This is a genomic window from Flavobacterium profundi (assembly GCF_006491645.1).
In the GTDB taxonomy this organism is placed as follows: domain Bacteria; phylum Bacteroidota; class Bacteroidia; order Flavobacteriales; family Flavobacteriaceae; genus Flavobacterium; species Flavobacterium profundi.
In genome coordinates this window covers 134,093-160,349 of the sequence record NZ_VDCZ01000010.1, presented here as the reverse complement: position 1 = coordinate 160,349, position 26,257 = coordinate 134,093, and the positions used below count along the sequence as shown (strand labels likewise).

The following is a 26,257-nucleotide window of genomic DNA, read 5'->3' as shown; positions in this document are numbered from 1 at the left end:
AATTAATTTCCGGAAGAACTTTTTTTCATTTCTTAAAGCAAACAACAAATTATTTTTCTATTTTTAAAATATTAAAATAATAACATGAAAAAGTGCTTTTTTTTAGTTTTATTGTATTCCATTTCTTTCTTTTCACAACATAATGAATTAAAAAAGATAGTACGTTTATCTGATAGTTTAGAGAAATCCAACGATTTTAGAAGTGCTATTAAACTTTGGCAAAATAGTAGAGACATTAATCCATCTTTATCAAAAAATTATATTGATTACTTTTCTTTTTTGAAAGAGAAAAAAGCTATTTCTTTTTTGGAAAATTTACAAAAAAAACTTTTAAAGATTGAGAAAAGAACATTATCAGAGTCCAACTTATTAATTAAGACTTATCAGGTTTATTACAAGTATTTATCTGAAAAGAAATGGTGGGAAGAGGCAATTGAAAAAGGCTTAGAAGGGAAAAAATTACAAGATTTTGAATTGGCATCAATAACTACAAAAGTCGCTTACTTTTCTGACTTAGCATACTTGTATAGACAACACAAAAATCCTTATGAAGCAATTTTATATTATAACAAATCTTTGGATTTAAATATTGCAATTAATGGAGAAAATGGAGACATAGCTAATGATTATAATAATTTAGGAGATGCCTACATCGAAAATTATAAGCCTACCAAAGCAAATGAATGTTATGAGAAAGCAATTAATATTTTAGAGAAAATTGCAAAAAATGAGCCAGAGAACATAGACAAATTATTAACGGGTTACAGAAACTTAATTAGTAATCTTTTGGAATATGGAGATCATGAAAAAGCGAAGAAGACAAGAAGTAAGGCAGATATTCTTTTTTTTAAGAACAAAAACAAATTAAAAAAATATTCCGAAAATTTATATTTTCATTCTAGACAAATGTTAATTGATGCAAATGTAACTTTTTTTGCAGCTATAGGTGAATTTGAATTAGCAACTAAATATTGTGATAGTCTTAAAAGAGAAACCTCTTTTAATAAAGAAAATTTAGAAGCTGTTGAGTTTTCTATAATTCGATTTTTTGATGTAGCAGATTTTATGTACGAGTTTGAAGAGTATGAACAAACAGTGAAGCGTTTACATCAATTAGAACCTGAAATTCAAAATTTCAATTTGGTTATTCCTAAAATGTTAGTAAATGCGAAATTAGGGACATCGTATGAAAAATTAAAAAATTATGAAAAAGCGTTGCATCATATTCAAATCGCAGAACAAATAGTCGATCAACAACATTTTAATTCTAGTAAGTTTTCCATACAAATTATTAAAGCAATGATTTTAAGTGGAATGAATAGGAATCAAGAAGCTGTTGCAATTAGCAAAAAAACTTTAGAACAATTGGTTTATGAGAAAACGAATACAAAAATCCCCATACATCAAATAAAATTTGAAAATGTATCAGAACTTGCAGATGCATATTTTATTAATATTTTTGAAAAAGTAGCAACAGTTTACTTAGATAAATATAATCAATCGAAACAAATTAAAGATATAGAAATTGCATTAAATCTTTATCAAATAGCTGCAAATTTGTTTCAAGAATATTATTTAAAAGGTGAGTTCAACGATTATCTAAGTTATTATCATTATAAAATTACTGAAGGAATTTTAGAGTGTTCCTTTTTAAACACTATTTCTTTTCAAGAAAAGATTAAGAATATCAACTTAATTGAACGTAATGCATCACAACATTTATTAAAAGAATTTGATAAAAAAATTAAAAGAAGAACACCTGAAAATGCAAGTTATTTAAGTCAAATTAACAATTTAAAAGTTGAACTCGAATATTATAAGAAGCAAAAATCAAATGATATAAATGAGCAAAAATTTTATACTACTAAAATAACATTATTACAAAAAGAACTTGAAGCATTAGAGCATAAAATTAGTAAAACGGAAAAAAATTATTATAAGTTTAATACTTCTGATTTTGATATAAATCAAGTAATATCTAAACTTAAAAAAGAAGAACAATTAGTTAAATATTACGTTTGTAGTGAAACTATTTATGCGCTTATCTTTTCAAATAATTCTATCGAAATTAAAAAAATAGGAAAAAAGAAACGAATTGAAAAGTTAGTTAAGAATTACATTCAACAAGTTAAAAATATTCAAACCAATTTTAAAAAAGAAAGTGATAGTCTTTATTCTTTTTTGTTGCCTTTTTCTCTGAAAAAAAGAGTCACAATACTTCCAGAAAGTTTTTTAAATTATATTCCATTCGAAGCATTATATAATAATCAAAATAAGAGCTATGTTATAGAAAATCATTTGCTATCGTATGATTACTCATTATCAATGTGGTTATTACACAAGCAAAACATGAAAAATGAAGGCAATTCTAATTTAGCTGCCTTTTCGCCTCTATATAAGGAACAATCAAGCAATCCGAAGCGAAGTGATTTTAAAGAGTTAAAGTTTGCTACTTTAGAATCACAAAAAATAGCACATCTCTTTAGAGGGAAATTATTTGCAAAAGAAGATGCAACTAAAACTAATTTTGTTAAAGAGATAGAAAATTTTGATGTTTTTCATTTGTCTATGCATTCACAACTATTTGAAGATGATTTTAATAAATCTTGTCTATTGTTTTCCAATGAAGAAAAACTTTATTTTTCAGATTTATATGGAATGAATATTCCTGCTTCATTAGTAGTTTTAAGTGCTTGTGATACAGGTAATGGAACTATTAAAAATGGTGAAGGTATTATGAGTATGTCAAGAGCATTAACTTACGCTGGTGTTAAAAGTGCAGTTGTCAGTTTATGGCAAGTTCCGGATCAAGAAACATCTGAAATTATGATTTCTTTTTATGAGAATTTAAAAAAAGGACAAGAAAAAAACGAGGCTTTGGCCAATGCAAAAATGACTTTTATCAAAAAGAACCCATTAAAAAATCATCCTTTTTATTGGGCCGGTTTTATTGTTAATGGTGACACTTCTCCTATAATTACTTTTTCCAATAATTGGATAATTTATGTAAGTATTGGAATATTACTATTACTAATTGCCTTTCTTTATAAGAAAAAACTATTCCAATTCAGAAAGTAACCTTGCAGCTGCTTCTTTTTGAGGATTGTCTGTTTGTGTAAGTACTTTTAAAAGTTGCTTTGTTTTCTCAGTGTTTTTTAATTTTAAATTTGTCAAAGCGGCATACCATCTAAAGAAAGGTGTAAAAGTATTTTCCTTAGTATAATCATGCAAATTTAAATTTCTAAGCGCTTCTTGGTATTCTTTTATTTCCATTAATGATAATGCTTTGTAAAATAGCGCGTAATCGTCTCCATCTTTAGTATAAATTTCTGAGAATAAAGGAATGGCTTCTTTGTAATTACCAGAATCATAAGCATAAAATGCATTTGATTTTATATCATCTGTAGTTTCTCCTCTAACAGTTGGAGAAACTGTATTTGGATAAGTTTGGTAATATTCCTTATAAAGCGAATCATAATTCGTATCAAAAAGAGTTGTCAAAGTATACATCCCTATTAAAATCGCAAAACTAGCAGCAACTGACAACCATTTGTACGATTTTTTCGATTTTTCAAAAGTTTTTAGTTTTTGTTTTAATGCAGCTCTTTCGTTGAGTGATATTGCTTTTTTAACATTTTTCTCATATTCAAATGCTTCTGCAAAATCTGAGTCTTCTAGTAATAATTTTTCGAAAATAAGCTCTTCATCAGGCGATAAATTGCCTTCAAAGTATTTTTCTATATATGAGTATTTTTCCATTTTAATTTTCTTTTGTTAAGTCTTTCAATTGTTTGAGACACCTGGATTTTTGACTTTTTAAAACATCTTTATTGCTATATTCAAGAATCTTTTGAATTTCATCTAAATTTTTTTCTTCATAATAGAAAAGTTGTAATACTTTTCTACACTGATCTCCTAATTTATTAAAAGCATGCTGTAATAATATAACTTGAATATTATTCTCGTCTTCATTATAACCTTCATCTACATACTCTAAATTTGAAAAATCATCTTTTGAAAAAGTCTTCTTCTCTTTTTTTAATTTTTGAAAAACCATAAACTTACCTATTCCAAATAAGTACGTGGAAACACTACTTTGTAAATCATCAATCTTGCCCTTTTTAGCATTTTCTATCAAAGCAATTACAGCATCTTGATAAATATCTAAAACATCTTCTGCATCTAAATGATACCGATTCGCAAAAATTAAAAAACCCTTTTTGTTTTCATCATATAGTTTCCTAATGGTTTTTTCATCGTCTTTTTTTAATAAGTCAATTACATTCTTGGGTGTAATCATTAGTGTATTTTTTTTATAGAGGTAAACAAATCTAGTTAAAAAAAATATTTTTCAATCATCATGTTTACCTTTTTTATTTCCATACACTAAATAGAAACAAAAAATAAAATATAGAAAATATGAAGACAAAAATTGCAGTATTTATTTTTATAGTAATGATTTTTTCTTGTTATGCTCAAGAAACCGTTGGTGGTAGAGTAGCCAAAAATGCAAAAGAAAAAACCTATGATAGAGCAGAACAGAAAGGAGACGGAACAGTTGATAAGGCCTTAGATAAAGTTGAGGAAGGAATAGGTAAACTTTTTAAAAAGAAGAATAAAAAGACTAAAAATAAAAATCAAGACCATTCAGAAGATGTAGAAAGTGGCAATCAAAATTCAGAATCTTCTAATACTTCATCAAGTTCATTTCCTTCTTCTAAATCAAAAAGCATGAAAGTGTATTCAAAATTTGATTTTGTTCCAGGAGAAAAAATTATAGGTTTTGATGATTTTTCTTCTACAAATGTTGGTGATTTTCCAAAAGGTTGGAACACGAATTCTTCAGCAGAAATAGTAACCTTAGATGATAGCAATCAAAAATGGTTGTTCATGACTAAAGACGGCTATTTTCAACCTGATTTTGTGAATAATATGCGAACAAATTTCACTTTGGAATTTGAAGTTTTTACTCGTTATAGAAGCAATAATATCTTAGAATATCAATTTTACCTACTGCCATCTTCCAATCCAAAAAGCGATTTATCAGAAGAATATTTAAACAATTATTTTCAATTCAAATGGTTAGGATGTGAAGGTTCTTCAAGTTTTTATGTAGTTGAAAATGGTGAAACTATCAATAAAAATGAAGGATTTACAGTTAAAGATTTAGTGTGTAAAGGAGAAAATAAAGAGGAACCCGCTCAAGTGAAATTTTCTATATGGAGACAAGATTCAAGACTGAGAATTTATGTAAATGAAAATAAGGTATTAGATATCCCACAAGCTTTTAACTCGAAATCAAAGTATAATGTATTTAAAATAGGACCTAAATACATGAATTTTTCTGAGAGTGAAAACAAAGATGAATTTATGCTTTCAAATATCCGATATGCTGTTGGTGCTCCAGATACAAGAAACAAGTTGCTTACTGAAGGGAAATTGGTCACTAGAGGGATTTTATTTGAAGTAAATTCAGATATTATTCAGCCGAGTTCTTATGGAGTATTAAAAGAAATTGCATCCATTTTAAATGAAAACCCTACTGTAGCTATCAAAATCATTGGACATACAGATAGTGATGGGGATGCAACTTCGAATTTGACTTTATCTAAAAATAGAGCATTAGCAGTAAAAAATGTCCTAGCATCAGAATTTAAAATAGATGAGAGCAGAATACTAACGGAAGGAAAAGGAGAATCCGAACCATCCGATTCTAATAAGACTGCTATTGGAAAAGCAAATAATAGACGAGTAGAATTTATAAAATTATAAAATATGAAAAAAGTCATTTTAACCCTTGTAATTGCTTTATTTGGTTTGTTATCAAGTTTTGTAATGTTATCCGAAAAATCACCTACCTCGAATGTTGAAACTGCTGCAAACACAACTATAAAATTTGAGTTAGAAATGTTAGCTAGACCACATACAACAGTACTTCAATCCCCTAGTTTATACGGATTTGTTGGTATCCAGGTTTTTAAAGTTACTGCTAGTAAAACGGAATTGATAAAGAGTTTTGGTAATAAAAGTCAATATTTTTTTAATACGACTGAAGACAAAGCATTTCCTAAGAATGGTGATGTAATTTATATTTTGCCAGATTCACCTAATTATAAAAGAGATTTTTTAATTCCCACTAGTGATTGGACTGACCCAAACATCAGGTATGAAGTTAGGATTTGGCACCATTTAAAAGGAAAATTAATTGGTTCTAATATAGATTACCATAAATATTCACAAACGTACGACTTAAAAAAATTAATCTATAAAGTCAATAAAACGACTGTTACCGTAAAAAAAACTTCAAATTCAAGCTATGTTGTGGTAGCTCTTCAAAAACAATAACATATGAAAAATGTAATGTACAAAATAGCAGTCCTTTTTATAGCGTTTAGTTTACAAGGATTTGCACAGAGTTGGCAAGGTTTTTATCAAACTAAATATGGAATTCTTTTTTTAATAGAAGAAAGTGGTCCAGAGTATCCAAACGGAAGTTTAGTGTATGGTGATTATGGAAATAATGGAACAATGGTAGGGAAACTTACTTTGCAGGATAGTGGATATGAAGGAAAATTTCACAATGGAAAAGATTGGGGAAGTTTTAAATTAAGAGCATCTATTAGTTCAGGTTTAGACACGGGTTTGTATAGTTTTAGTGGTACTTGGGGGTTTTATAATGTTGATAATACTGGAACAACTAATCCCGATTTTTTATGGACAGGAAATAGAAGAGGTATAATTAGAACTGACAGATTACAGAATGCAGTTTGGTCCGGAAAATGGAATACCAATTTTGGGTATTTAATATTGGAACAAGTTGGGAATAAAATAACTGGAAAATATGATAATAAAGGAATCATTGAAGGGTCATATGACGAGACAAACGGAGTTTTTGAAGGATTCTTTACTAATAATGGTTCAACAGGTTATTTTAAATTCAAAATTCCATCAAAAAGAGCAAATGGTGACAGAAATTTTTTTAAAGGAAATTGGGGTTGGACCAAAGCATTGGAAAAAGGAGAATGGAATGGAGAAAAGGCTATAAAAACAAATTTGGTCAAAATTGAATATAAAAAACGCTAACCATGAAAAAAATACTATTTACGTTAACAATCATAACGCTATTCTCTTGTAATAAAACCAAAGAAAGTGCTCAAGATGTCATTACAGGAGCTATGGAAAAAGTCGTAGAAAACAAAACAGGTACTCAAGTCGATTTACCTGATACAGAAGATATGGATAACAATGGAGGATTTATTAATTATAAATCTGAAAGCAAGACCTATTTAAATGGCAATGAGAGAATGCAAGCTACAGTAATCTTTCAAAAAGACAATGATGGGTTGTCTATTGCTTTACAGTTAACAGGAGAAAATGGGAAGTCATTTATTGCAACTTTAAGTCATATTCCTGAACATTTTTCACTTCCATTAAACGGAAAATTTGCAGTGAGTAATAGATATGATGGTACAAATCCTTCAGCAATGATTATGTTTATGGATGTTACTGAAAATGGCATGATGACTTCTGAAGTTCCTTATGAAGGAGAAATCACTATTATAAAGCTAACAAAAGATATTGTGGAATTTAAAATTGATGGAAAAGGAGGCGAAACTTCAGATATAGATAGCCCATCAAATTGGAAAGCTATTTCTGGGAAAGGAAAAATCACCCACCCAATTATTCTTAGTTATGGTATTGATAAAAACAATGTTTTAAAATAAATACTGATGAAATTAACTCTAACATTATTCGCATTGTTTTTGCAACTTGCCATTTTTTCCCAAAGTAATACAGTCACATCTGGAGCAACTGCAACGGGAACTTTTGGAAGTGCAACGTACTCTATTGGTCAGATAGATTATCAAACTAATAGTAGTTCAAACGGAACTATCTCACAAGGCGTACAGCAAGCTTTTGAGATTGTAACTTTAGGTACTAATACTATTCCTCAAATTCAATTAACAGCTTTGGTTTACCCAAATCCAACAGTTCAAAATGTAACACTATCTATTAAAGAATATGACTTAACCAATTTGAATTACCAACTTTTCGATATGCAAGGAAGAATCATTACAAGTGGAAAAATTATTCAAAATGAAACCCAAATAGAAATGAGTGACTTCTCATCGGCTCACTATTTTTTAAAAGTATCACAAGCAAATAATGATTTAAAAATATTTAAAATCATAAAAAAATAACAATTATGAAATCTCAAATACAAATGTTGTTCCAAACAGTTTTACTTCTTATAATTTACTGTTCACTGAGCACTGCTTTCGCACAAGCGCCAGAAAAAATGAGTTATCAAGCCGTAATTCGTAATGCATCCAATACATTAATAACGAATCAAGCAGTTGGAATGCGAATTAGTATTCTGCAAGGTTCGGCAACTGGAACAGAAGTGTACAAAGAATTATTTAATCCAAATCCAGAAACGAATAATAACGGTTTAGTAACTGTAGAAATAGGAACAGGAATTCCATTAACAGGAACATTTGCAACAATAGATTGGGCAAATGGTCCTTATTTTATCAAAATTGAAACCGACCCAACAGGTGGTACAACTTATACAATTGTTGGCACAAGCCAATTGTTAAGTTCGCCTTATGCATTATATGCTAAAAAAAGTGGTGATGAAGGTTGGGGGTTAAGTGGAAATTTAAATACAAATCCTAATAATAACTTTATTGGTACTACAGATGACCAAGATTTAGTTTTTAAACGAAATAATGCTTTGTCTGGAAGGATTGGAGTAAATAATACAAGTTTTGGATTAAATTCTTTAGTATTTAATACAACTGGTCAAAACAACACTGCTGTGGGTAGAGAATCTTTAGTTTTTAACACAACTGGATCAGATAATACTGCAATTGGTTTGTATGCTCTTAATGGCAATACATCAGGATACAGTAATACTGCATCTGGAGTTGGCACATTGTTTAATAATACTTCAGGAAATAATAATGTTGCAAATGGAAATATAGCTTTAAGTTCAAACACCATAGGAAGTCATAATACTGCAATTGGTAGTTCTTCTTTATACTCAAACACAACAGGAAATAATAACACTGCAAATGGAAGTGGTTCTTTATTTTCAAACACCACTGGGTTTTCTAATACAGCTATAGGTGTATCTGCATTATATTCCAATATCAATGGAGCTGCAAATACAGCAATAGGTTATTCTGCGCTTCAATCAAATACATCAGGTCTTAATAACACCGCTACTGGTTATCAGGCTTTATTTTCAAACACAACAGGAGGTCATAATACTGCAACTGGTTTAGGAGCATTAAAATTTAATACAATAGGTGATTCTAATACCGCGAATGGATCAGGTGCTCTTGGTTCAAACACAACAGGAAGTAATAATACTGCAAATGGGAGTAATTCTTTATTTTCAAACACCACTGGGTTTTCTAATACAGCTATAGGTGTGTCCGCATTATATTCCAATATCACTGGAGGTGCAAATACAGCAATAGGTTATTCTGCGCTTCAATCAAATACATCAGGTCTTAACAATACCGCTACTGGTTATCAGGCTTTATTTTCAAACACAACAGGAGGTCTTAATACTGCAACTGGTTTAGGAGCATTAAAATTTAATACGATAGGTGATTCTAATACCGCGAATGGATCAGGTGCTCTTGGTTCAAACACAACAGGGAGCAATAATACTGCAAATGGAAGTAATTCTTTATTTTCAAATACTACAGGAACTAATAATACCTCTACAGGAGCGTCTTCTTTATATTCCAACACCACAGGAATTAATAACACCGCTAATGGTACTGCTACATTGTTTTTAAATTCTACCGGTAGCAACAATACAGCATTAGGTTTTGCTTCTTTAGAGAATAATACAACTGGCTTAAGAAACACAGCTAATGGTAGTTTTGCGTTAAATGCTAACATCAGTGGAAATTCTAATACAGCTAATGGATATAATGCATTAAATTCTAATACAATTGGAAATTCTAATACAGCAAATGGAAGTTTTGCACTACAAAATAACACAACAGGTTCAGAAAATACGGCATTTGGTACTCAAGCATTAAATTCTAGTTCAACAGCTGCTGCTAATACAGCTGTAGGATTTCAATCTTCATCTTCAAAAACTTCAGGTGTAAATAATTCTTCGTTAGGAGCCTATTCTTTAGGGCAAAACACCACTGGAAACCGAAATACTTCCATAGGAAACCAATCTTTACAAGGAAATATAGTAGGATCTGATAACACAGCGATAGGATTCTTTGCATTAGGTAATACAACCGGCTCAAATAATATTGGAATTGGTAATAATGCGCAAGTTCCTTCTGCAACTGGTTCAAATCAAGTACGCATTGGAAATACTTCAATAACTTATGCAGGAACGCAAGTCGCTTGGTCAGTAACATCAGACAAACGCTGGAAAGAAAACATTCAACCTTCTAACTTAGGATTGAATTTTATAAAGGATTTAAAACCGGTTTTCTACACACGTAAAAATGATGAAACTAAAAAAGTAGAATATGGAATTATAGCTCAAGAATTAGAAACATCACTTAAAAAATTCGGAGCAAACACCAACGGAATTATTACTAAAGATGAAGAAGGCATGTACAGCGTTCGTTATAATGACTTATTAGCACCTATGATAAAAGCTATTCAAGAACAACAAATAATGATTGAAGAATTGAAAGCTGAAATACAAACTTTAAAAAATACAAAATAAGATGAAAACAACACTAATAGCATTAGCAAGCATTTTTTTATTTGCCTTTTCTTGTGAAGGTGATAAAAAATCAGAACAACTAAACGGTTTAGAAACAGAAATGGTAGAATCTATAGAGGCAACGGGTTTAAAAGCAGAAGATTTTAAAGGCAAAATAGATGAACTATTAACTTTAGAAATGGCTGCCGAGGTTTTGGGTTTACCAAAAAGCGAAGCAAAGAAAGATTATTCTAAGTTTTCCTCTTTAGAAAGTCTAAAATATAAGTGGAAATCGGATAGAACGAAAAAAGTAGCTATAAATGGACAATCTTTAAATGTCCCAGCTGATAATATTATCGAGTTAACTTGGGTAAAAAATACCACTTTGGAACAATTTAAACACGATTATCATACTTTAACTGCAGAAGAAATTCAAAATGGTACAGCTGAAATGGATAAAAAAGCAAATGAATTACATACAGAGAATAAAATGACTAAAGATCAAACGGATGCTGCTTTAGAAGCTGCCAAAGAATCTATTTCCAAATTTAAAGTTGAGGAAGTTCCAGATCTGGGTACTTATTCTGTTTTTGTAGATAGTGGTGTTATGGGTGTAACTACAAGAGATTTAAAAGTGTTTTATAAAGGACTTTCATTTACTTTAAGAGTAGATTTTTCTGAAGATACTTTAACCAATGATAAAAAAGCAATTCAAGCAGCAAGAATGATTATTAATCAAAAATTAAAGTAAAATGAAGTCGATTATTTTAGCTCTATTTTTATTCTTTGGTTTGAAAGGCAATGCACAACTTGTATTTGAAAACAATAAACCCAATAACAACACGCCTAAATTTATTGTAAATACAGTTGATAATACGACTCAGTTTTATTCTAAAGTAGGAGGAGTTGTTAAATTGTTTTATAATTGGAACAAAGTACCCCAACTTTTCGACGACACAGATAGAACCAATCGTTATAAAATGACAATGGTAGAAAATGATAAAATAGCCAAAAGAACTTTTGAAATTCAGTATTCTTTATATAGAGAAACACAAGTATATATGGGATATATAAAACAAACTATAGATTTTCATGATTCAAGGCCTACAAAAGTAATAGAGGATTATTTCACATTAAAAAAATAAAGTAATTATAATGAAAAATACCATTTTAATATTACTCTTGATTTTTGGAATAAAATCACAAGCTCAATTAGTACAAGGAGAGATAAAAATTAACAATCAATCCAAAGCAGAGCTAACAATTAAAAGTAATAAAGCAGTCAATTTATATGCAGATTTTAGAGAAAATAAATATAAAATCAATTTTGTTTTTACAGGAACTGATATTCAATTAAATACAGATAAAAAAGAAGTGGTTCAATTTGTTTTTAATACAACGATTAAAAGAGATGGAAAAGTGATAGCCAGCATGAAAAGAGCACCCATTCCTTTTTTTCCAGGTGATATGTTAATGCCAGTAGAAACATTTGATTTCATTTCTATGTTAGCCAATTTACAAACAAATTCTAACGAAACAATTTCAGAAATGCCAAAAGGGAATTATGAAATTACTATTGAAGCAAAAGCATTAGGCATAAAAGGTGAAATTGCACCAGCTCGTTTTTTTATCAATTTATAAAGAGAAAAATTAAACTCTTTTTAAAAACCGTTCAACATTTAAAGTTAGCGGTTTTTTTATTGCCATGTTTACTTTTTTAAAAAGAGGACACTAACTAGAAATTTAAATAAATAATTATGAAAAAATTAATTTTAATACTTGCTTTAGCAATGTTCAGTTTTTCTTGTAGCAAAGATGATGAACCTACCCCTCAACCACTACTTAAAGTAATTGATAAAATTGAAGTTAAAACAACTAACCCTTTTACATTCCCTTTAATATTCACCTATGAATTGCGTTTTGAATACAATTTGAATAAAGAAATTTCTAAAATATCGTATTACTATTCAAATGGAGATTTAAATGCAAGTTTTGCTTATACCTATCAAAATAACATACCAGTTTCTGCAATTTACAATCAACCTGAGAATGGAGATCCTGCTTCAGTGGTAAATTATGGATATAATAATGGCATATTTAATAGTGTTAATTATACTTACTATTATTCGGCTCCTGAATTTTTTACCTATAATAGCTCAACAAAACAATATAGTAGTACAGGAGGAAATAATAATTTTATCGTAAATGAAACTAACGATATTGAAATAAAAAACAGAAATGGCAGTGAATATGCTTTTTCATTTGACACATCGAAAAAAGGACCATTATATAATGTAATTAATAAGAAATGGATTCCAGTACTTTGGTATATTTCAGGTTTAGAATCCACAAATTACAATGTTACTACTACTTACCCAGTTGTTTCTATGTTTGATGACAATTTAGCTCAAACCAATCCATTTACAAACACTTACGATACCGACGGTTTTGTTGTTAAATCTTTTTTTACCAGCGCTAATGGAGTCGCTAGCAGTGAAATAACATATTCTTATAAAAGCATTTAAAATGAAAAAAAATATTCTTTTTTTGTTTATCTTGTTTTTATCTCAAATAGGATACACACAAGTTCAAACCATTACTATTTGTAGTGAAAACAAGGGTTGTGAATTTGCAAAAGTAACTTTAAATAAACATCAGATTGATGCCATACTAGTAAAACCTAATTTTCTGGCAAAAGAAAAAGGAGTTGTTATACTTAATTTAGTAGAATGTATTTCTACTATTGAAAAAAATAAAACACTACAAGTCATTCATGAAGCTCATGGTGGAAAAGGAACAATTAAGGAAAAAAAGAATTTTGATTTAAGAAAATATTTGTTTGAAAAAGGATGTCTTGTAAACTGTCCAAATACTACAAAACGAATATCATTTGAAGTAATTACTGATGAATTTAATGGTTCTGGTTTTTATTTTCATAATATACAAGCAGAAGAAAGTTTTATGCCAAATGAAAGTTGGCAACAACTCTACCAAGGAGAAATGAATGAGGTAGTCATGAATACGTTTCTTAAGAAAAATGAAAATACATCTTATACAATCGCAGAAGGTAACAAATGGAAAGTAAAAATGCCTTATGGAACTATTTTTAACGATTTAAATAATCTTTCCTTTAGTAATACATTTCATGCAAAATTTAAAAAGACTGGAAATAAAAAGTCATTTTTAAATACAAATGATTTTCAATTTGAATACATAGGAAAGGATGCTGAGGGTAAAAAAATGGTACTTTGGTTAGGACCAGGAGGGAATGTTTGTTTCGCTAATGGGAAAGCTATTGGAGCAGGTTTTTTTAATCTTGGATATCTTAAGATTGACGGTATTACGTATTTAATAACGGAACTTTCAGGATCAAACTTTAATGTAAAAGTTACAGAAATTGAAGAAGGTAGCTATTCATTTGACACTACTGGATATAAAGAAATAGCTGGTTTTTAAGAAATAAATAGTAATGTAAATAAAACCATATAATTAATTTTTGATGGTTTTGTCATTTTTATGTTTACTTTTTTTCAAAAGAGACACTAACTAGAAATTTTAAATAACTATTATCATGAAAAAAATTACCTTATTACTATTATTTTTGGTCTGTAACACTATTTTTTCTCAAGTAGAAATTGTTACTGATTTTTACTGGTCGTTTCCTACCAAAGTGAATAACAAAGTTATATTTGTTCGAAATACTCCTGAATATGGTAACGAACTTTGGGTTTCTGATGGAACATCGGCGGGAACAAATTTGTTAAAAGATATTAATGTAGGTACTGGGAACAGTGATCCCAATTTTTTTACTTTATTAGATGATGTTGTTTATTTTCAAGCCAATAATGATCAAATATGGAGAACAGATGGAACTGTTGCGGGTACATATATAATGGTAAATAATAGTGCTATTACAAAACCAAATAATTTTGTAAAAACACAAAATTTTATCTTTTTCACAGAAGGAGCAAGTGGTTTCAATTGTTGTAGAACTCTATGGAAAATGAATTTAAATCCAAATAGCGAAAGTTTGGTTACCCCAATTGAAAATTTCACAACGGTTCTTGATTTATATGTATTCAACTATGACAATGATGATATACTATTTAATGCTAAAACAGCTGCTAATGGATGGGCTATTTGGCGTTCTAATGGAAATGTAAGCATGTTAGTTAAAGATTTGTATACAGAAAATAATATTGATTACAAACAAATTTCAATTGGAAAGAAAATAGGGAATGACTTTTATTTTGGTGGATTTTCAACTTCCTATGGGAATGAATTATGGAAAACAGACGCTACTACTCCCAATACATTATTAATTAAAGACATTTATGTTGATGCAAATTATTTTAATAGTTCTGGAATAAATAACTTTATTAAAGTAGGACCAATACTATATTTTACAGCTAGAGATAATGTTAATGGTTATGAACTATGGAAAACAGATGGTACGGAAGCAGGCACACAAATGGTCAAAGATGTTTATCCAGGTAATAATGCGAATGGTTCGCCACCAGGTGGTTTGACAGAATTTAATAATCAATTATATTTTGTTCAGAATGATGGTACAGGTAATCAAATTTGGAAAACAGATGGGACAGAACTTGGGACAATTAAAGTCACCAATATTCCAAATCTAACAGCTGATTTTACAGTTCCCTTTTTATATAATGATATTCTATATTTATCTTTATATACACCAGAAATGGGGATCGAACTTTGGAAATTAGACGAAAATGATAATTTATCTTTAATTGAAGATATTGTTCCTGGAGATATAAGTTCTGAACCAAGCGGGTTTTTTGAATTGAATGGCTATATTTATTTTACAGCAACATCAAATGGTTTTGCTAGTGGTTACAAAACTTATAGAATTATTGATCAGAATTTATCTTTCGAAAATTTTAATAAAAGTAGTAGTATTTTGATTTATCCGAATCCTGCTTTAGATGTTATGAATATTAAAATGGAAAATTTAAATGAGTTTCAAGTTGTAATTTGCGATATAGTTGGGAAAGAAATTGTAAAATACCAAAATCAAGATATTATAGATATTACTAATTTAAATTCTGGTTTATATATAGTTACAATTAAAGACTTACAGACCAATCAGATTTTTATTCAGAAAATAATTAAGAAATAGCTATTAGTTAATAAAAAAGTCCTGCAACTGCAGGACTTTTACACTTTCTAGGTAATCAAAAAATAATTATGTATTATTCGATAACTACTACCTGAGCAGCTACTTTACCTTTTCTTCCTTCTTCTTCTTCGTAATTCACTCTTTCTCCTTGAGTTAATGATTCAACTCTCATTCCACTAGCGTGTACGAAAATGTCTTTTCCAGTTTCTTCATCAGTGATGAAACCGTAACCTTTTTCTTCATTGAAGAATTTAACTGTGCCTGTTCGCATGTTGTAATATAAAATAATTAATAATATCCAAAGATATACTTATTTATGAAACAAACACGATATTAATCGAAAAATTATTGATTTTCAGACTTTTCTCTGTTTTTATCGAGCTGAGAATTTAAGAATTCTTTTAATTTACTTTTTTTATATCGGTGAAGAATAAAAAGAGGCATTATCCCAAAAGCAATAATTAATACACCTATTCCTATCCATTTATCACCCGATTTAGCAATTTCCGAATTCAAATAGGAACCATAGCCTAAAAAACTAAAAAAAAGGACAAGTAAAACGATTAAGATATATTTCATTGTTGCTTACAGATTAAATTCATAACCTAAAATGAGATTGAAAGAATTTGTTTTTACAGTTCCATTACCTTGAACAGGAACGTCACTTATGTTTAGTAAGCCTAAATTATCTCTCAATTCAATACTAAGTTTGTTTTTTTCAGTTATTTTAAATTTTTTACCAATTCCTAGAGACCAACCAAAGTCTATCTTTTTAAAGATATCATTGCTATCTTCTTTTATTTTATCTCCATCCACTCTAGTTGTGGTATTAAGAAAAAAACCTAAATATGGTCCAGCATTAAAATAAAATTGTTTTTCTTTATCAAAATAGTAACGAAACAAAACCGGTATGGTAATATATTGTAAAGTTACCTTTACTTTCAGTGTACCTTCATTAAAAACAAAAGGATCCATTGAGTTGGTAAAAAAAGCAGCATCAATTTCATTTTTGAAGCTCTTATTTTCATAATGTAAGCCTGTGACAAATGAAAAATTCGTGTTAATAGGTTTTTCAATGACAATTCCTCCTACATAATTAAAATCATACTTGTTCTCTTCTGCAAAATCATTTCCCCTAATATTAGAAAATGTAGCACCTGAAGAAATACTTAAAATAATTTTATTTTGAGCTTGTGCCAATAAATTTGCTAAAAAGAAAACAAGTAAGATTGTTTTTTTCATGGATAATTATTTCAACTTAATATGTAATTCTTCTAATTGTTTAGTGTCAATTTTTGATGGTGCATCAATCATGACATCTCTTCCCGAGTTGTTTTTTGGGAAAGCAATAAAATCACGAATCGTTTCTTGACCTCCTAAAATAGATACTAATCGGTCCAATCCAAAAGCCAAACCACCATGTGGCGGAGCTCCAAACTCAAAAGCATTCATTAAGAAGCCAAATTGCGCTTGTGCTTCTTCTTTGCTAAATCCTAGTAAGTCAAACATTCTAGATTGTAATGCTCTGTCATGAATACGGATAGAACCACCGCCTATCTCATTTCCATTTAAAACCATATCATAAGCATTCGCTCTTACTTTTCCAGGATGGGTTTCAATTAGTTCAATATCTTCTGGTTTTGGAGAAGTAAAAGGATGGTGCATCGCATGATAACGACCACTTTCTTCATCCCATTCTAATAAAGGAAAATCAACTACCCATAATGGAGCAAATTCATCTGATTTTCTTAATCCTAAACGAGTCGCTACTTCCATTCTTAGAGCGGAAAGTTGGGTTCTCGTTTTGTCAGCATTACCTGATAAAACTAAAATTAAATCTCCTGCTTTAGCTTGAGTTGCTTCTGCCCATTTTTTCAAATCTTCCTGATCATAAAATTTATCTACAGAAGATTTGAAGGAACCATCTTCTTCACATTTTACATATACCATTCCTGAAGCTCCAATTTGAGGTCTTTTTACCCACTCAATTAAAGCATCAATTTCTTTTCTAGTATAAGAAGCACAACCAGGAGCTGCAATACCTACTACTAATTCCGCAGAATTGAATACACCAAAATCTTTATGTTGTGCCACAGCATTTAACTCTCCAAATTTCATCTCAAAACGAATATCTGGTTTGTCATTTCCATACGTTTTCATAGCATAATCGTAGGTGATTCTGGGGAATTTATCTACTTCAATGCCTTTTATTTCTTTTAATAAATGACGCGTTAAACCTTCAAACATATCTAAAATGTCTTCTTGCTCTACAAAAGCCATTTCACAGTCTATCTGAGTAAATTCAGGTTGACGGTCAGCCCTTAAATCTTCGTCTCTAAAACATTTTACAATTTGGAAATACTTATCCATACCACCTACCATCAATAATTGTTTAAATGTTTGAGGCGATTGCGGTAAAGCATAAAATTGTCCTTCATTCATTCTACTTGGCACCACAAAATCTCTTGCTCCTTCTGGAGTAGATTTAATTAGGTAAGGAGTTTCAATGTCACAAAAACCTTTGTCAGAAAGGTATTTACGTACTTCCATACTTACTTTGTGACGGAATAATAAATTATTTTTTACTGGGTTTCTACGAATATCTAAATAACGATACTTCATTCGTATGTCTTCACCACCATCCGTTTCATCTTCAATAGTAAATGGAGGAAGCATGGCTTCATTTAAGATGTTTAATTCAGAAACTAAAATTTCAATTTCACCAGTTGGCATGTTAGGGTTTTTAGATTCCCTTTCAATCACAGTTCCTTTTACTTGGATAACAAATTCGCGACCTAGCGTTTTTGCTTTTTCAAAAACGCTAGTGTCGGTCCTTTTTTCGTCAAAAATTAATTGAGTTATCCCATAACGATCTCTTACATCAACCCAAATCATGAAACCTTTATCACGGGTTTTTTGTACCCAACCTGCTAATGTTACTTCTGTATTTATATGTGAAGCGGTAAGTTCTCCACAAGTATGACTTCTATACATTTTATTAAAATTTATGCAAAAGTAATAACAAATATTAATTTTATCGAGTAAATTTATTAGATTTGAAGATTATTTTTAATTCAATTTAACTCTTATGAAAAAATTGGTAATTTTATTATTATTTGCTGTTTTATCGATACATGCTCAGGATGCTTCTAAAATGGTTTCTTTTGAAGGTAAAATCGCAAATCGCAATTCAGATTCTATTGTTTTAGCTTCTGGAAAAAACTTTAAGAAAACATTACGTCTTAATAAAAGAGGTCAATTTAAAGATGCTTTTGAAATTCCTTCAGATGGATTATTTCAATTGTTTGATGGTTCTGAAACGACGATGTTGTTTTTGAAAAATGGATATGATTTAAAACTTACAATGGATGCTAAAAGTTTTGACGAATCTATTAAATATGAAGGAAAAGGATCTGTTGAAAATAACTACTTGGCAAAAAAAGCCTTAACTGATGAAGCTTTTGAAAAAGATTTGGATTTTTTATTTACGGAAGATGAAACTGCTTTTCAAGCAGGTTTAAACAAAAAGAAGTCAGATGATTTAGCTGCTTTAGAACAAGCAGGAGTTGATACTTCTTTATCGCAAATGTTAACAGCTATGATTCAACAAGAATCCATGATGTTGAGTCAATTTTATGCTCAGAAGAAAATAGCTGAAAAAATGAATGGGGTTGCAAGTCCTTCTTTCAATTTCGAAAACCATAAGGGAGGAATGACCAAATTAGAAGATTTCAAAGGGAAATATGTTTATATTGATGTTTGGGCTACTTGGTGTGCGCCATGTAGAGCTGAAATTCCTCATTTGAAAAAAATAGAAGAAAAATACCATAACGATAATATTGTTTTTGTAAGTATTTCTGTAGATACACAAAAAGACCATGACAAATGGAAAAAATTTGTTTCAGAAAAAGAATTAGGAGGTGTTCAATTATTTGCAGATAACAATTGGAATTCTGATTTCATAAAAGCTTATGGTATTAATGCTATCCCAAGATTTATCTTAATAGGTCCTGACGGTAAAGTTATTTTTGCTGATGCACCACGACCTTCTTCTGCTACTTTAGATAGTACATTGAAAGAGTTTTTTAACAAATAAAAGCAATTAAATATTAATTTAAACCAACGATTTTTCGTTGGTTTTTTTATGTCTATTTTTCCAATGTTATGAAATTGTTAAGTAAAAGTTTGTTTTATGTAAAATATTTTCTATATTTGTTATAGAATCGTTAACCTATTAATTTTAAAGATATGAAAAAGATAGTAATTGCAGCAGTTTTATTGGTTTCAGGAATGATGGCAGCTCAAGAAGTTAAACCAAAGTATGAAGTAGTAGATCAAATGGTGAAAGCAACTTATTTTTATGACAATGGTCAGGTTAAACAAGAAGGCTTTTATTTAGACGGAAAACTTCATGGGAAATGGGTTTCTTATAACCAAGATGGAACAAAACAAGCGATGGGAGAATATGAAAATGGTAATAAAACTGGAAAATGGTTTTTCTGGAATGATTCAGCTTTAAATGAAGTAGATTTTGCAAATAGTAGAATTGCGGAAGTTAAAAAATGGTCTAAAGAAGCTTTAGTTAGAAATTAAATTTATAATAACTAACCCTATATCAAAAAAGTCCCAAGAAATTGGGACTTTTTCAGTTTCATCCTTTTTTGAAGTAATGAAACACCTAACTAAAATTTAAGCTTAACCAATAAAGCTAAAAGCTAAAACTAATTCCAGAATATAAACCTACTATATAAGGTTTAAAGTTTCCTGAATTGGAATTAAACGTATTGATCTGGTATTTAAATACAGGTTGAAAATTAAATTGAAATGATTTCAAAAAATTGTAGTTAAAACCCAAACCGACATTACTACTAAAATGTATGTTATTTAAATTGTTGGCTTCTCCAATAACCATTTCGGAACCATTAGAGACTAAGGATATATTGTTCTTATTCAACACTAAAGTACTCATTCCGCCAATAACTTCTATGCCAAATTTTTTGTCTAAAATTTTATAGGTCATTTCTAATGGAATTTCTATATAACCCATCTCTTGGTTTAAACTTGCTTGAGTTGCTTCTGACATGTTTTCAACATCAGCGGATAAAATATTGGCATCTTCAGATGGAGTATTTCTCAAAACTAAATTTTCCGCGTTCACGTTTTGGTCAATATTTAATGAAATTGCATTAATTTGATTTAAGGTGCTTGAGTAATAAACATTATTAGTGTTGTAATTTATATTAATTGCATTAATACCTGAACGAATACTAATTTTTTTATTAAGATTGTATTGTAAACCTACTCCATAACTTAAACTTGTGGCATAACTTTTTTCATTATTGCTAAATTGTTCATCAATGGGTGAGCCATCCGAAATTGAATTGAAATAAACGGGCGCAGCATTACTACTAATCACCCATTTATCTCTTTTCTCTTTTTCTTTTTCAACAGCATTCTCTCCCGCTTCCTTTTCTTTTAGCAATTGTTCTAAAACATTTACTTCTGCCAAAGCTTCCGTAGTTGTTATAGTACTATCTTTACTGACATCATTGGTAACAACTAATGAATTTCCAGAGATTTCATTTTTTTGAATTTCTCTAGTATAATCAATTGTGTTTTCTGTCGTATTTTTTGTTTTTTGATTGGGTTGTGTTGCACCTACAACTTTATCTTTTATTAATGTTTTCTCTTCAACTAAATTTGAATTTTTAGTGTTTTGATTTTCTACAACTCGATCTTCTGCCTTACCTGAAACAATGATATTAAGAGGAACTTTGTTTGTAATAGTATCATTTGAATTTGGCTTTTCTTCAGCTTTAGTTAAAGATTCTTTATCAATGTTACTTATATTTTTGTTGGTTAAAATAGCAACCGCTTTTTCATTTGTTGATGTTGTTTCTATTAATTTGTTTTTATTTTCAAGAGTTTCTTTAGATGAATTAAAATGGTTGGCTAATGCCTTGTTTTCATTAGGACTTGCTTTATCATTAGTAATTATGTTATTTTGAGTTTCTTGAGTGATTTCTTCTTGGTTTCCAATTCGTGTTAGATTGTTTTCTTCGCTTGAAACACTTACGAATGCATTATTTTTAGCTTTAGTAATCTTATCATTTGAATTGGATTTGTTAAGAATAGGATTCTCATTTAAATTGTTGTTTTTAGAGGGGTTTTCTTCTTTTGAATTGAGAATGTTATTTTCTTGTGTAACTACAACATCAGAATTGGATTTTTTAATTGTATTGTTGTGAATAGTGTTGTTGTTTTCTTCTTTATTATTGTTGTTGTTTTCTAAAACAATTTTTTCATCAGAATGAATAAAATTATTTTTATCGGCTTCAGAAGGAAGTAATAAGAAAATAGCGACAAGCAAACAGGCTGCAATTCCAGCGGCTTTAAACCAAAAAGGAATAACTCTTCGTTTGTTTTTTTTCTTTTCAATTCTAGAAGCAATTACATCCCAAGCATCTTCCGGTGGATTTGCTTCAAAGTCTTTAAACTTTTCTTGAAATAAGCGTTCTATATTTTTGTTTTCTTTCATTTCGTTTTCGGAATTGAAGTGTTTGCGTTTTCTTCAATTTTGTTTTTTAAAATTGCTTTGGCTCTTGCTAAATTTGATTTAGAAGTACCAATATTAATTTCTAACATTTCTGCTATTTCTTTATGAGAATATCCATCCATTACATAAAGATTAAATACTAACCGGTATCTATCGGGTAATTCTTGAATGATTTTTGTTAAAAATTCAAGAGATACATTTTCCTCATCAACTTCAATTTCTGAATCATCAGGTAGATTTTCTGAAATTATTTCAAAAATTCCTTGGTTTCTATATTGTTGAAGGATGTAATTAATTACAACTCTTTTTGCCCAACCTTCAAAAGATCCTTTAAAATGGAATTGATTTATTTTTTCATAAATTAAAATAAACCCTTCTTGTAAATTATCTTGTGCTTCCTCATAATTTCTCGAATACTTAAGGCAAACAGCAAATACTTTAGGACTCAATAGTCGGTATATTTGCTCAAAAGCCTTAGTATTTCCCTTTTTGCAATCATTTATGAGTTGGTCAATTATCAAAATGAATAAAGTTTTATCAAATAACAGGAACTTCTACTTCTTCATAAATATCTTCTCCATTTGCGTCAGTACCTTTCCAAAATTTAAAAATATAAGAACCGTTGTTTGTTACATGAAAGTTAAAAGTAACTTCTGTAAGTTCATTTTCAAAAGGAACACAATTATTTCTTTCAAATACCACATTTCGAATTGCGATAGTTCTTATATTTAAATATTTCTCATAATATATCTTGTCGTATACATGACAGGTACTAGGGCGGTAATATTTTAACTTAATTTCATAAGTGCCGTCGAGTTCAAAACTGTCAGGTAAAATAGCCTCTTCAACTGGGGATATTTCAAGATGGTATTTTTCCATATTGTCATTAAGACTGCATGAGTTTAGTACTAAAAACATAGTTAGTAAAAAAAGGACTCGCTTCATAGGTGTAAATTTTAATTTTAGGAGCTCTATATGAGTTAACCTATTTTAATGTTTTTAATTTTATTTTTAAATCTTTATAAAGTTTAATTAAGTTGTTATAAATAAACTAGTATAATAAGATGTTTTTAATGTTCATTACTTAAATGAAAGATTCTAAGAAGTAGAAAAGGTTGCGTGGTTAAACAAAAAAATCACGATTTTTTTCGTGATTTTTTTGTTTTAAGCATTTGCGGCTTTAATTGTTTCCTTTATTTTTTCTTCTAATTCATCCATTAGTTCTGGATTATCTTTTATTAGGGCTTTTACAGAATCTCGACCTTGTCCTAATTTAGTGTCTCCATAACTAAACCATGAACCACTTTTCTTTACAATTTCAAATTCTACCGCTAAATCAAGTACTTCTCCAACCTTAGAAACTCCTTCACCATACATGATGTCAAATTCTGCAGTTTTAAATGGTGGTGCAACTTTGTTTTTAACTATTTTAACTTTAGTTCTATTACCAATTACATTTTCACCATCTTTAATTTGGGATGAACGTCGAATATCAACTCGTACAGAAGCATAAAACTTTAATGCATTACCACCAGTTGTGGTTTCAGGACTTCCAAACATAACTCCAATTTTATCACGCAATTGATTAATGAAAAATACAGTACAGTTGGTCTTATGAATTGTTGCGGTTAATTTTCGTAAGGCTTGCGACATTAAACGAGCATGTAATCCCATTTTAGAGTCTCCCATATCACCTTCAATTTCACTTTTAGGTGTTAAAGCCGCAACTGAGTCAATAACTACTATGTCTACTGCTCCAGATCGAATTAAACTTTCAGCAATTTCTAGTGCTTGTTCTCCATTGTCTGGTTGAGAAATAATTAAATTATCAATATCGATTCCTAATTTTTCTGCATAAAAACGATCAAAAGCATGTTCTGCATCAATAAAGGCAGCTATTCCACCAGCTTTTTGCGTTTCAGCAATGGCATGTAATGTTAAAGTCGTTTTACCAGAAGATTCAGGTCCATATATTTCAATAATTCTTCCTTTTGGATATCCATTTACACCAAGAGCTAAATCCAATCCTAATGAACCAGATGAAATGACTTCTACTTCTTCTACAGCAGCATCTCCCATTTTCATTACAGTTCCTTTTCCGTAGGTTTTATCTAATTTGTCTAATGTTAATTGTAAGGCTTTTAATTTTGCGTCTTTATCTGTGCTCATAATTATGTATATTTTGCGTAAAAATACCTAATTTTTATCTTTTTGCAATGAAATTTTATTAACAAGTTGAATTTTTGCTTTAGGATGCTTTTTGAGGTATTAAAAAGTTGATTTTCAGATGAAATTTTTTGAAATTGCTATGCGAGTAAATAGTGCATAATTTAAATTTTGAATTTATTTTGTTTGTTTTCCACTTTAAAATAAAATTTTATCTTTGCAGTCATAAATCCTTCCATTTAGGGTTTATAAAATAATTTCTCACTTAAACGTTTATAGCATGCAACTGTATAACACCTTAAGCGCAGAAGAAAGAGCCGAGCTAATTGATCAAGCAGGCAAACAACGTTTAACGTTGTCTTTTTATGCGTATGCCAAAATTGAAGACCCTCAACAATTTCGTAACGATTTATTTTTAGCATGGAATCCTTTAGATGCTCTTGGGAGAATCTATGTGGCTCACGAAGGAATAAATGCCCAAATGAGTGTTCCAGCAGATAATTTTGAAGCTTTTAGAGACACACTTGAAAGCTATGATTTTATGCAAGGCATTCGTTTGAATGTAGCTGTGGAACAAGACGATCATTCATTTTTAAAATTAACGATTAAAGTGCGTCATAAAATTGTAGCAGATGGACTAAATGATGCTACTTTTGATGTTACCAAAAAAGGAATTCATTTAAAAGCTAAAGAATTCAATGAAATCCTCGAAGATCCCAATACAATTGTAGTAGATTTTAGAAATCATTACGAAAGTGAAGTAGGTCATTTTAAAGGTGCGATTACTCCAGATGTGGAAACTTTTAGAGAAAGCTTACCTATTATTAATGAGCAATTAAAAGATTTTAAAGAAACGAAGAACTTGGTAATGTATTGTACTGGAGGAATTCGTTGTGAAAAAGCGTCTGCTTATTATAAGCATCAGGGTTTTAAAAATGTGTACCAATTAGAAGGGGGTATCATCAATTATGCAAAGCAAATCAAAGAAGAAGGTTTAGAAAGTAAATTTATTGGTAAAAACTTTGTTTTTGACAATCGTTTGGGCGAACGTATTACTGAGGATATTATTTCGCAATGCCATCAATGTGGGAAACCTTGTGATAATCACACAAATTGTGTGAACGATGGTTGTCATTTATTGTTTATTCAATGTGACGAATGTAAAGCTGCTATGGAGAATTGCTGTTCAACAGAATGCCAAGAAGTAATTCATTTACCATTAGCAGAACAAGTGAAATTAAGAAAAGGTAAGCAAGTAGGGAATAAAGTCTTTAGAAAGGGAAAATCAGAAAAGTTAAAGTTTAAACATTCTGGTGTATTGTCTGATGCGTCTTTAGATGTGGTTTCAAAGACAAAAACCATTCGTGAAAAGATTAAAGTTAAAAAAGTTTTGTTAGGTAAAGCCGAACATTATTTTGTAAAAGCACAAGTGGCTCAGTTTTTAATTGAAAATCAAGAATTAAATATTGGAGATAAAATTTTAATCTCAGGACCTACAACTGGTAATGAAGAATTGCTACTTGAAAAAATGCTAGTAAATGGAAAAGAAGTTGCTCAAGCTAAGTCAGGAGATAAGGTAACTTTCCAAGTACCATTTCGAGTGCGATTATCAGATAAGCTATTTAAAATGAAGTAACTAGTTTACGAGTATAAAAAACAGTTTTAAAAATATACTTTAAAAAACCTATTT

Annotated in this window: 26 protein-coding genes; 16 read left to right on the top strand and 10 right to left on the bottom strand. The window is 29.7% G+C overall.

The features are described from left to right. The first annotated feature begins 84 nt into the window (after window positions 1-84). Window positions 85-3,078 (top strand): CHAT domain-containing protein, encoded by a 2,994-nt coding sequence (locus FHG05_RS13430; RefSeq protein ID WP_140998611.1) that lies wholly within the window; start codon window positions 85-87, stop codon window positions 3,076-3,078. Here FHG05_RS13430 and FHG05_RS13425 read toward each other — a convergent pair. Together FHG05_RS13425 and FHG05_RS13420 are read right to left on the bottom strand one after the other, a co-directional pair. Continuing rightward, window positions 3,058-3,759, bottom strand: a complete 702-nt coding sequence (locus FHG05_RS13425) for a tetratricopeptide repeat protein (RefSeq protein WP_140998610.1) — start codon at window positions 3,757-3,759, stop codon at window positions 3,058-3,060. The two genes, FHG05_RS13430 and FHG05_RS13425, sit on opposite strands and share 21 nt — an antisense overlap. Before the next feature lies 1 nt (window position 3,760). Beyond that, a complete protein-coding gene (locus tag FHG05_RS13420) occupies window positions 3,761-4,300 on the bottom strand; it encodes an RNA polymerase sigma factor (RefSeq protein ID WP_140998609.1) in 540 nt (179 codons plus the stop codon). 119 nt (window positions 4,301-4,419) lie between these two features. Between FHG05_RS13420 and FHG05_RS13415 the strand changes: the two genes are divergently transcribed. The 12 genes from FHG05_RS13415 to FHG05_RS13360 all read left to right on the top strand — a co-directional run bounded on the left by FHG05_RS13415 (window position 4,420) and on the right by FHG05_RS13360 (window position 15,845). Next, complete coding sequence (locus FHG05_RS13415; protein WP_140998608.1) at window positions 4,420-5,772, top strand: OmpA family protein; 1,353 nt, start codon at window positions 4,420-4,422, stop codon at window positions 5,770-5,772. 3 nt (window positions 5,773-5,775) lie between these two features. Continuing rightward, window positions 5,776-6,345 carry a hypothetical protein gene (locus tag FHG05_RS13410; protein ID WP_140998607.1) on the top strand — a complete coding sequence of 190 codons (570 nt, stop codon included), beginning with the start codon at window positions 5,776-5,778 and terminating at the stop codon, window positions 6,343-6,345. Window positions 6,346-6,348: 3 nt separating this feature from the next. After that, window positions 6,349-7,083 (top strand): hypothetical protein, encoded by a 735-nt coding sequence (locus tag FHG05_RS13405; RefSeq protein WP_140998606.1) that lies wholly within the window; start codon window positions 6,349-6,351, stop codon window positions 7,081-7,083. Window positions 7,084-7,085: 2 nt separating this feature from the next. Then, complete coding sequence (locus tag FHG05_RS13400) at window positions 7,086-7,724, top strand: hypothetical protein (protein ID WP_140998605.1); 639 nt, start codon at window positions 7,086-7,088, stop codon at window positions 7,722-7,724. Between the two features lie 6 nt (window positions 7,725-7,730). After that, complete coding sequence (locus FHG05_RS13395; RefSeq protein ID WP_140998604.1) at window positions 7,731-8,201, top strand: T9SS type A sorting domain-containing protein; 471 nt, start codon at window positions 7,731-7,733, stop codon at window positions 8,199-8,201. 5 nt (window positions 8,202-8,206) lie between these two features. Next, window positions 8,207-10,720 carry a tail fiber domain-containing protein gene (locus tag FHG05_RS13390; RefSeq protein ID WP_140998603.1) on the top strand — a complete coding sequence of 838 codons (2,514 nt, stop codon included), beginning with the start codon at window positions 8,207-8,209 and terminating at the stop codon, window positions 10,718-10,720. Window position 10,721: 1 nt separating this feature from the next. Further along, on the top strand, window positions 10,722-11,450 hold the full coding sequence (locus FHG05_RS13385) for a hypothetical protein (RefSeq protein WP_140998602.1): 729 nt from the start codon (window positions 10,722-10,724) through the stop codon (window positions 11,448-11,450). A gap of 1 nt (window position 11,451) precedes the next feature. Then, window positions 11,452-11,844 (top strand): hypothetical protein, encoded by a 393-nt coding sequence (locus FHG05_RS13380; protein ID WP_140998601.1) that lies wholly within the window; start codon window positions 11,452-11,454, stop codon window positions 11,842-11,844. Between the two features lie 10 nt (window positions 11,845-11,854). After that, window positions 11,855-12,340: a hypothetical protein gene (locus FHG05_RS13375; protein ID WP_140998600.1), complete on the top strand. Its 486-nt coding sequence runs from the start codon at window positions 11,855-11,857 to the stop codon at window positions 12,338-12,340. Between the two features lie 116 nt (window positions 12,341-12,456). After that, window positions 12,457-13,224 carry a hypothetical protein gene (locus FHG05_RS13370; RefSeq protein WP_140998599.1) on the top strand — a complete coding sequence of 256 codons (768 nt, stop codon included), beginning with the start codon at window positions 12,457-12,459 and terminating at the stop codon, window positions 13,222-13,224. A 1-nt stretch (window position 13,225) separates the two neighbouring features. Continuing rightward, window positions 13,226-14,155 (top strand): hypothetical protein, encoded by a 930-nt coding sequence (locus FHG05_RS13365; protein WP_140998598.1) that lies wholly within the window; start codon window positions 13,226-13,228, stop codon window positions 14,153-14,155. Between the two features lie 115 nt (window positions 14,156-14,270). Then, window positions 14,271-15,845, top strand: coding sequence for an ELWxxDGT repeat protein (locus FHG05_RS13360; protein WP_140998597.1), 1,575 nt, complete (start codon window positions 14,271-14,273; stop codon window positions 15,843-15,845). Between the two features lie 73 nt (window positions 15,846-15,918). On the opposite strand, the gene FHG05_RS13355 is transcribed toward FHG05_RS13360, so the two are convergent. From FHG05_RS13355 to aspS, 4 genes are all read right to left on the bottom strand, one after another. Beyond that, a complete protein-coding gene (locus FHG05_RS13355; RefSeq protein WP_140998596.1) occupies window positions 15,919-16,116 on the bottom strand; it encodes a cold-shock protein in 198 nt (65 codons plus the stop codon). A 74-nt stretch (window positions 16,117-16,190) separates the two neighbouring features. Further along, window positions 16,191-16,424: a hypothetical protein gene (locus FHG05_RS13350; protein WP_140998595.1), complete on the bottom strand. Its 234-nt coding sequence runs from the start codon at window positions 16,422-16,424 to the stop codon at window positions 16,191-16,193. A 6-nt stretch (window positions 16,425-16,430) separates the two neighbouring features. Continuing rightward, a complete protein-coding gene (locus FHG05_RS13345; protein ID WP_140998594.1) occupies window positions 16,431-17,087 on the bottom strand; it encodes a porin family protein in 657 nt (218 codons plus the stop codon). Window positions 17,088-17,093: 6 nt separating this feature from the next. Continuing rightward, complete coding sequence (gene aspS / locus FHG05_RS13340; RefSeq protein WP_140998593.1) at window positions 17,094-18,839, bottom strand: aspartate--tRNA ligase; 1,746 nt, start codon at window positions 18,837-18,839, stop codon at window positions 17,094-17,096. A gap of 94 nt (window positions 18,840-18,933) precedes the next feature. On the opposite strand from aspS, the gene FHG05_RS13335 reads away from it, so the two are divergent. Further along, on the top strand, window positions 18,934-19,941 hold the full coding sequence (locus FHG05_RS13335; RefSeq protein WP_140998592.1) for a TlpA family protein disulfide reductase: 1,008 nt from the start codon (window positions 18,934-18,936) through the stop codon (window positions 19,939-19,941). 152 nt (window positions 19,942-20,093) lie between these two features. Continuing rightward, on the top strand, window positions 20,094-20,438 hold the full coding sequence (locus FHG05_RS13330) for a toxin-antitoxin system YwqK family antitoxin (protein ID WP_140998591.1): 345 nt from the start codon (window positions 20,094-20,096) through the stop codon (window positions 20,436-20,438). A 115-nt stretch (window positions 20,439-20,553) separates the two neighbouring features. On the opposite strand, the gene FHG05_RS13325 is transcribed toward FHG05_RS13330, so the two are convergent. The 4 genes from FHG05_RS13325 to recA all read right to left on the bottom strand — a co-directional run bounded on the left by FHG05_RS13325 (window position 20,554) and on the right by recA (window position 24,570). Beyond that, entirely contained in the window at window positions 20,554-22,383 is a 1,830-nt protein-coding gene (locus FHG05_RS13325; protein WP_140998590.1) for a porin family protein, read from the bottom strand. After that, complete coding sequence (locus FHG05_RS13320; protein ID WP_140998589.1) at window positions 22,380-22,922, bottom strand: RNA polymerase sigma factor; 543 nt, start codon at window positions 22,920-22,922, stop codon at window positions 22,380-22,382. The genes FHG05_RS13325 and FHG05_RS13320 overlap by 4 nt, the downstream gene beginning before the upstream one ends. Before the next feature lie 16 nt (window positions 22,923-22,938). Next, window positions 22,939-23,346 carry a hypothetical protein gene (locus FHG05_RS13315; protein ID WP_140998588.1) on the bottom strand — a complete coding sequence of 136 codons (408 nt, stop codon included), beginning with the start codon at window positions 23,344-23,346 and terminating at the stop codon, window positions 22,939-22,941. 219 nt (window positions 23,347-23,565) lie between these two features. Further along, a complete protein-coding gene (gene recA / locus FHG05_RS13310; protein WP_140998587.1) occupies window positions 23,566-24,570 on the bottom strand; it encodes a recombinase RecA in 1,005 nt (334 codons plus the stop codon). A 277-nt stretch (window positions 24,571-24,847) separates the two neighbouring features. Here recA and trhO point away from each other — a divergent pair, with 277 nt between their 5' ends. Continuing rightward, window positions 24,848-26,203 (top strand): oxygen-dependent tRNA uridine(34) hydroxylase TrhO, encoded by a 1,356-nt coding sequence (gene trhO, locus FHG05_RS13305; protein WP_140998586.1) that lies wholly within the window; start codon window positions 24,848-24,850, stop codon window positions 26,201-26,203. Window positions 26,204-26,257: the final 54 nt, after the last annotated feature.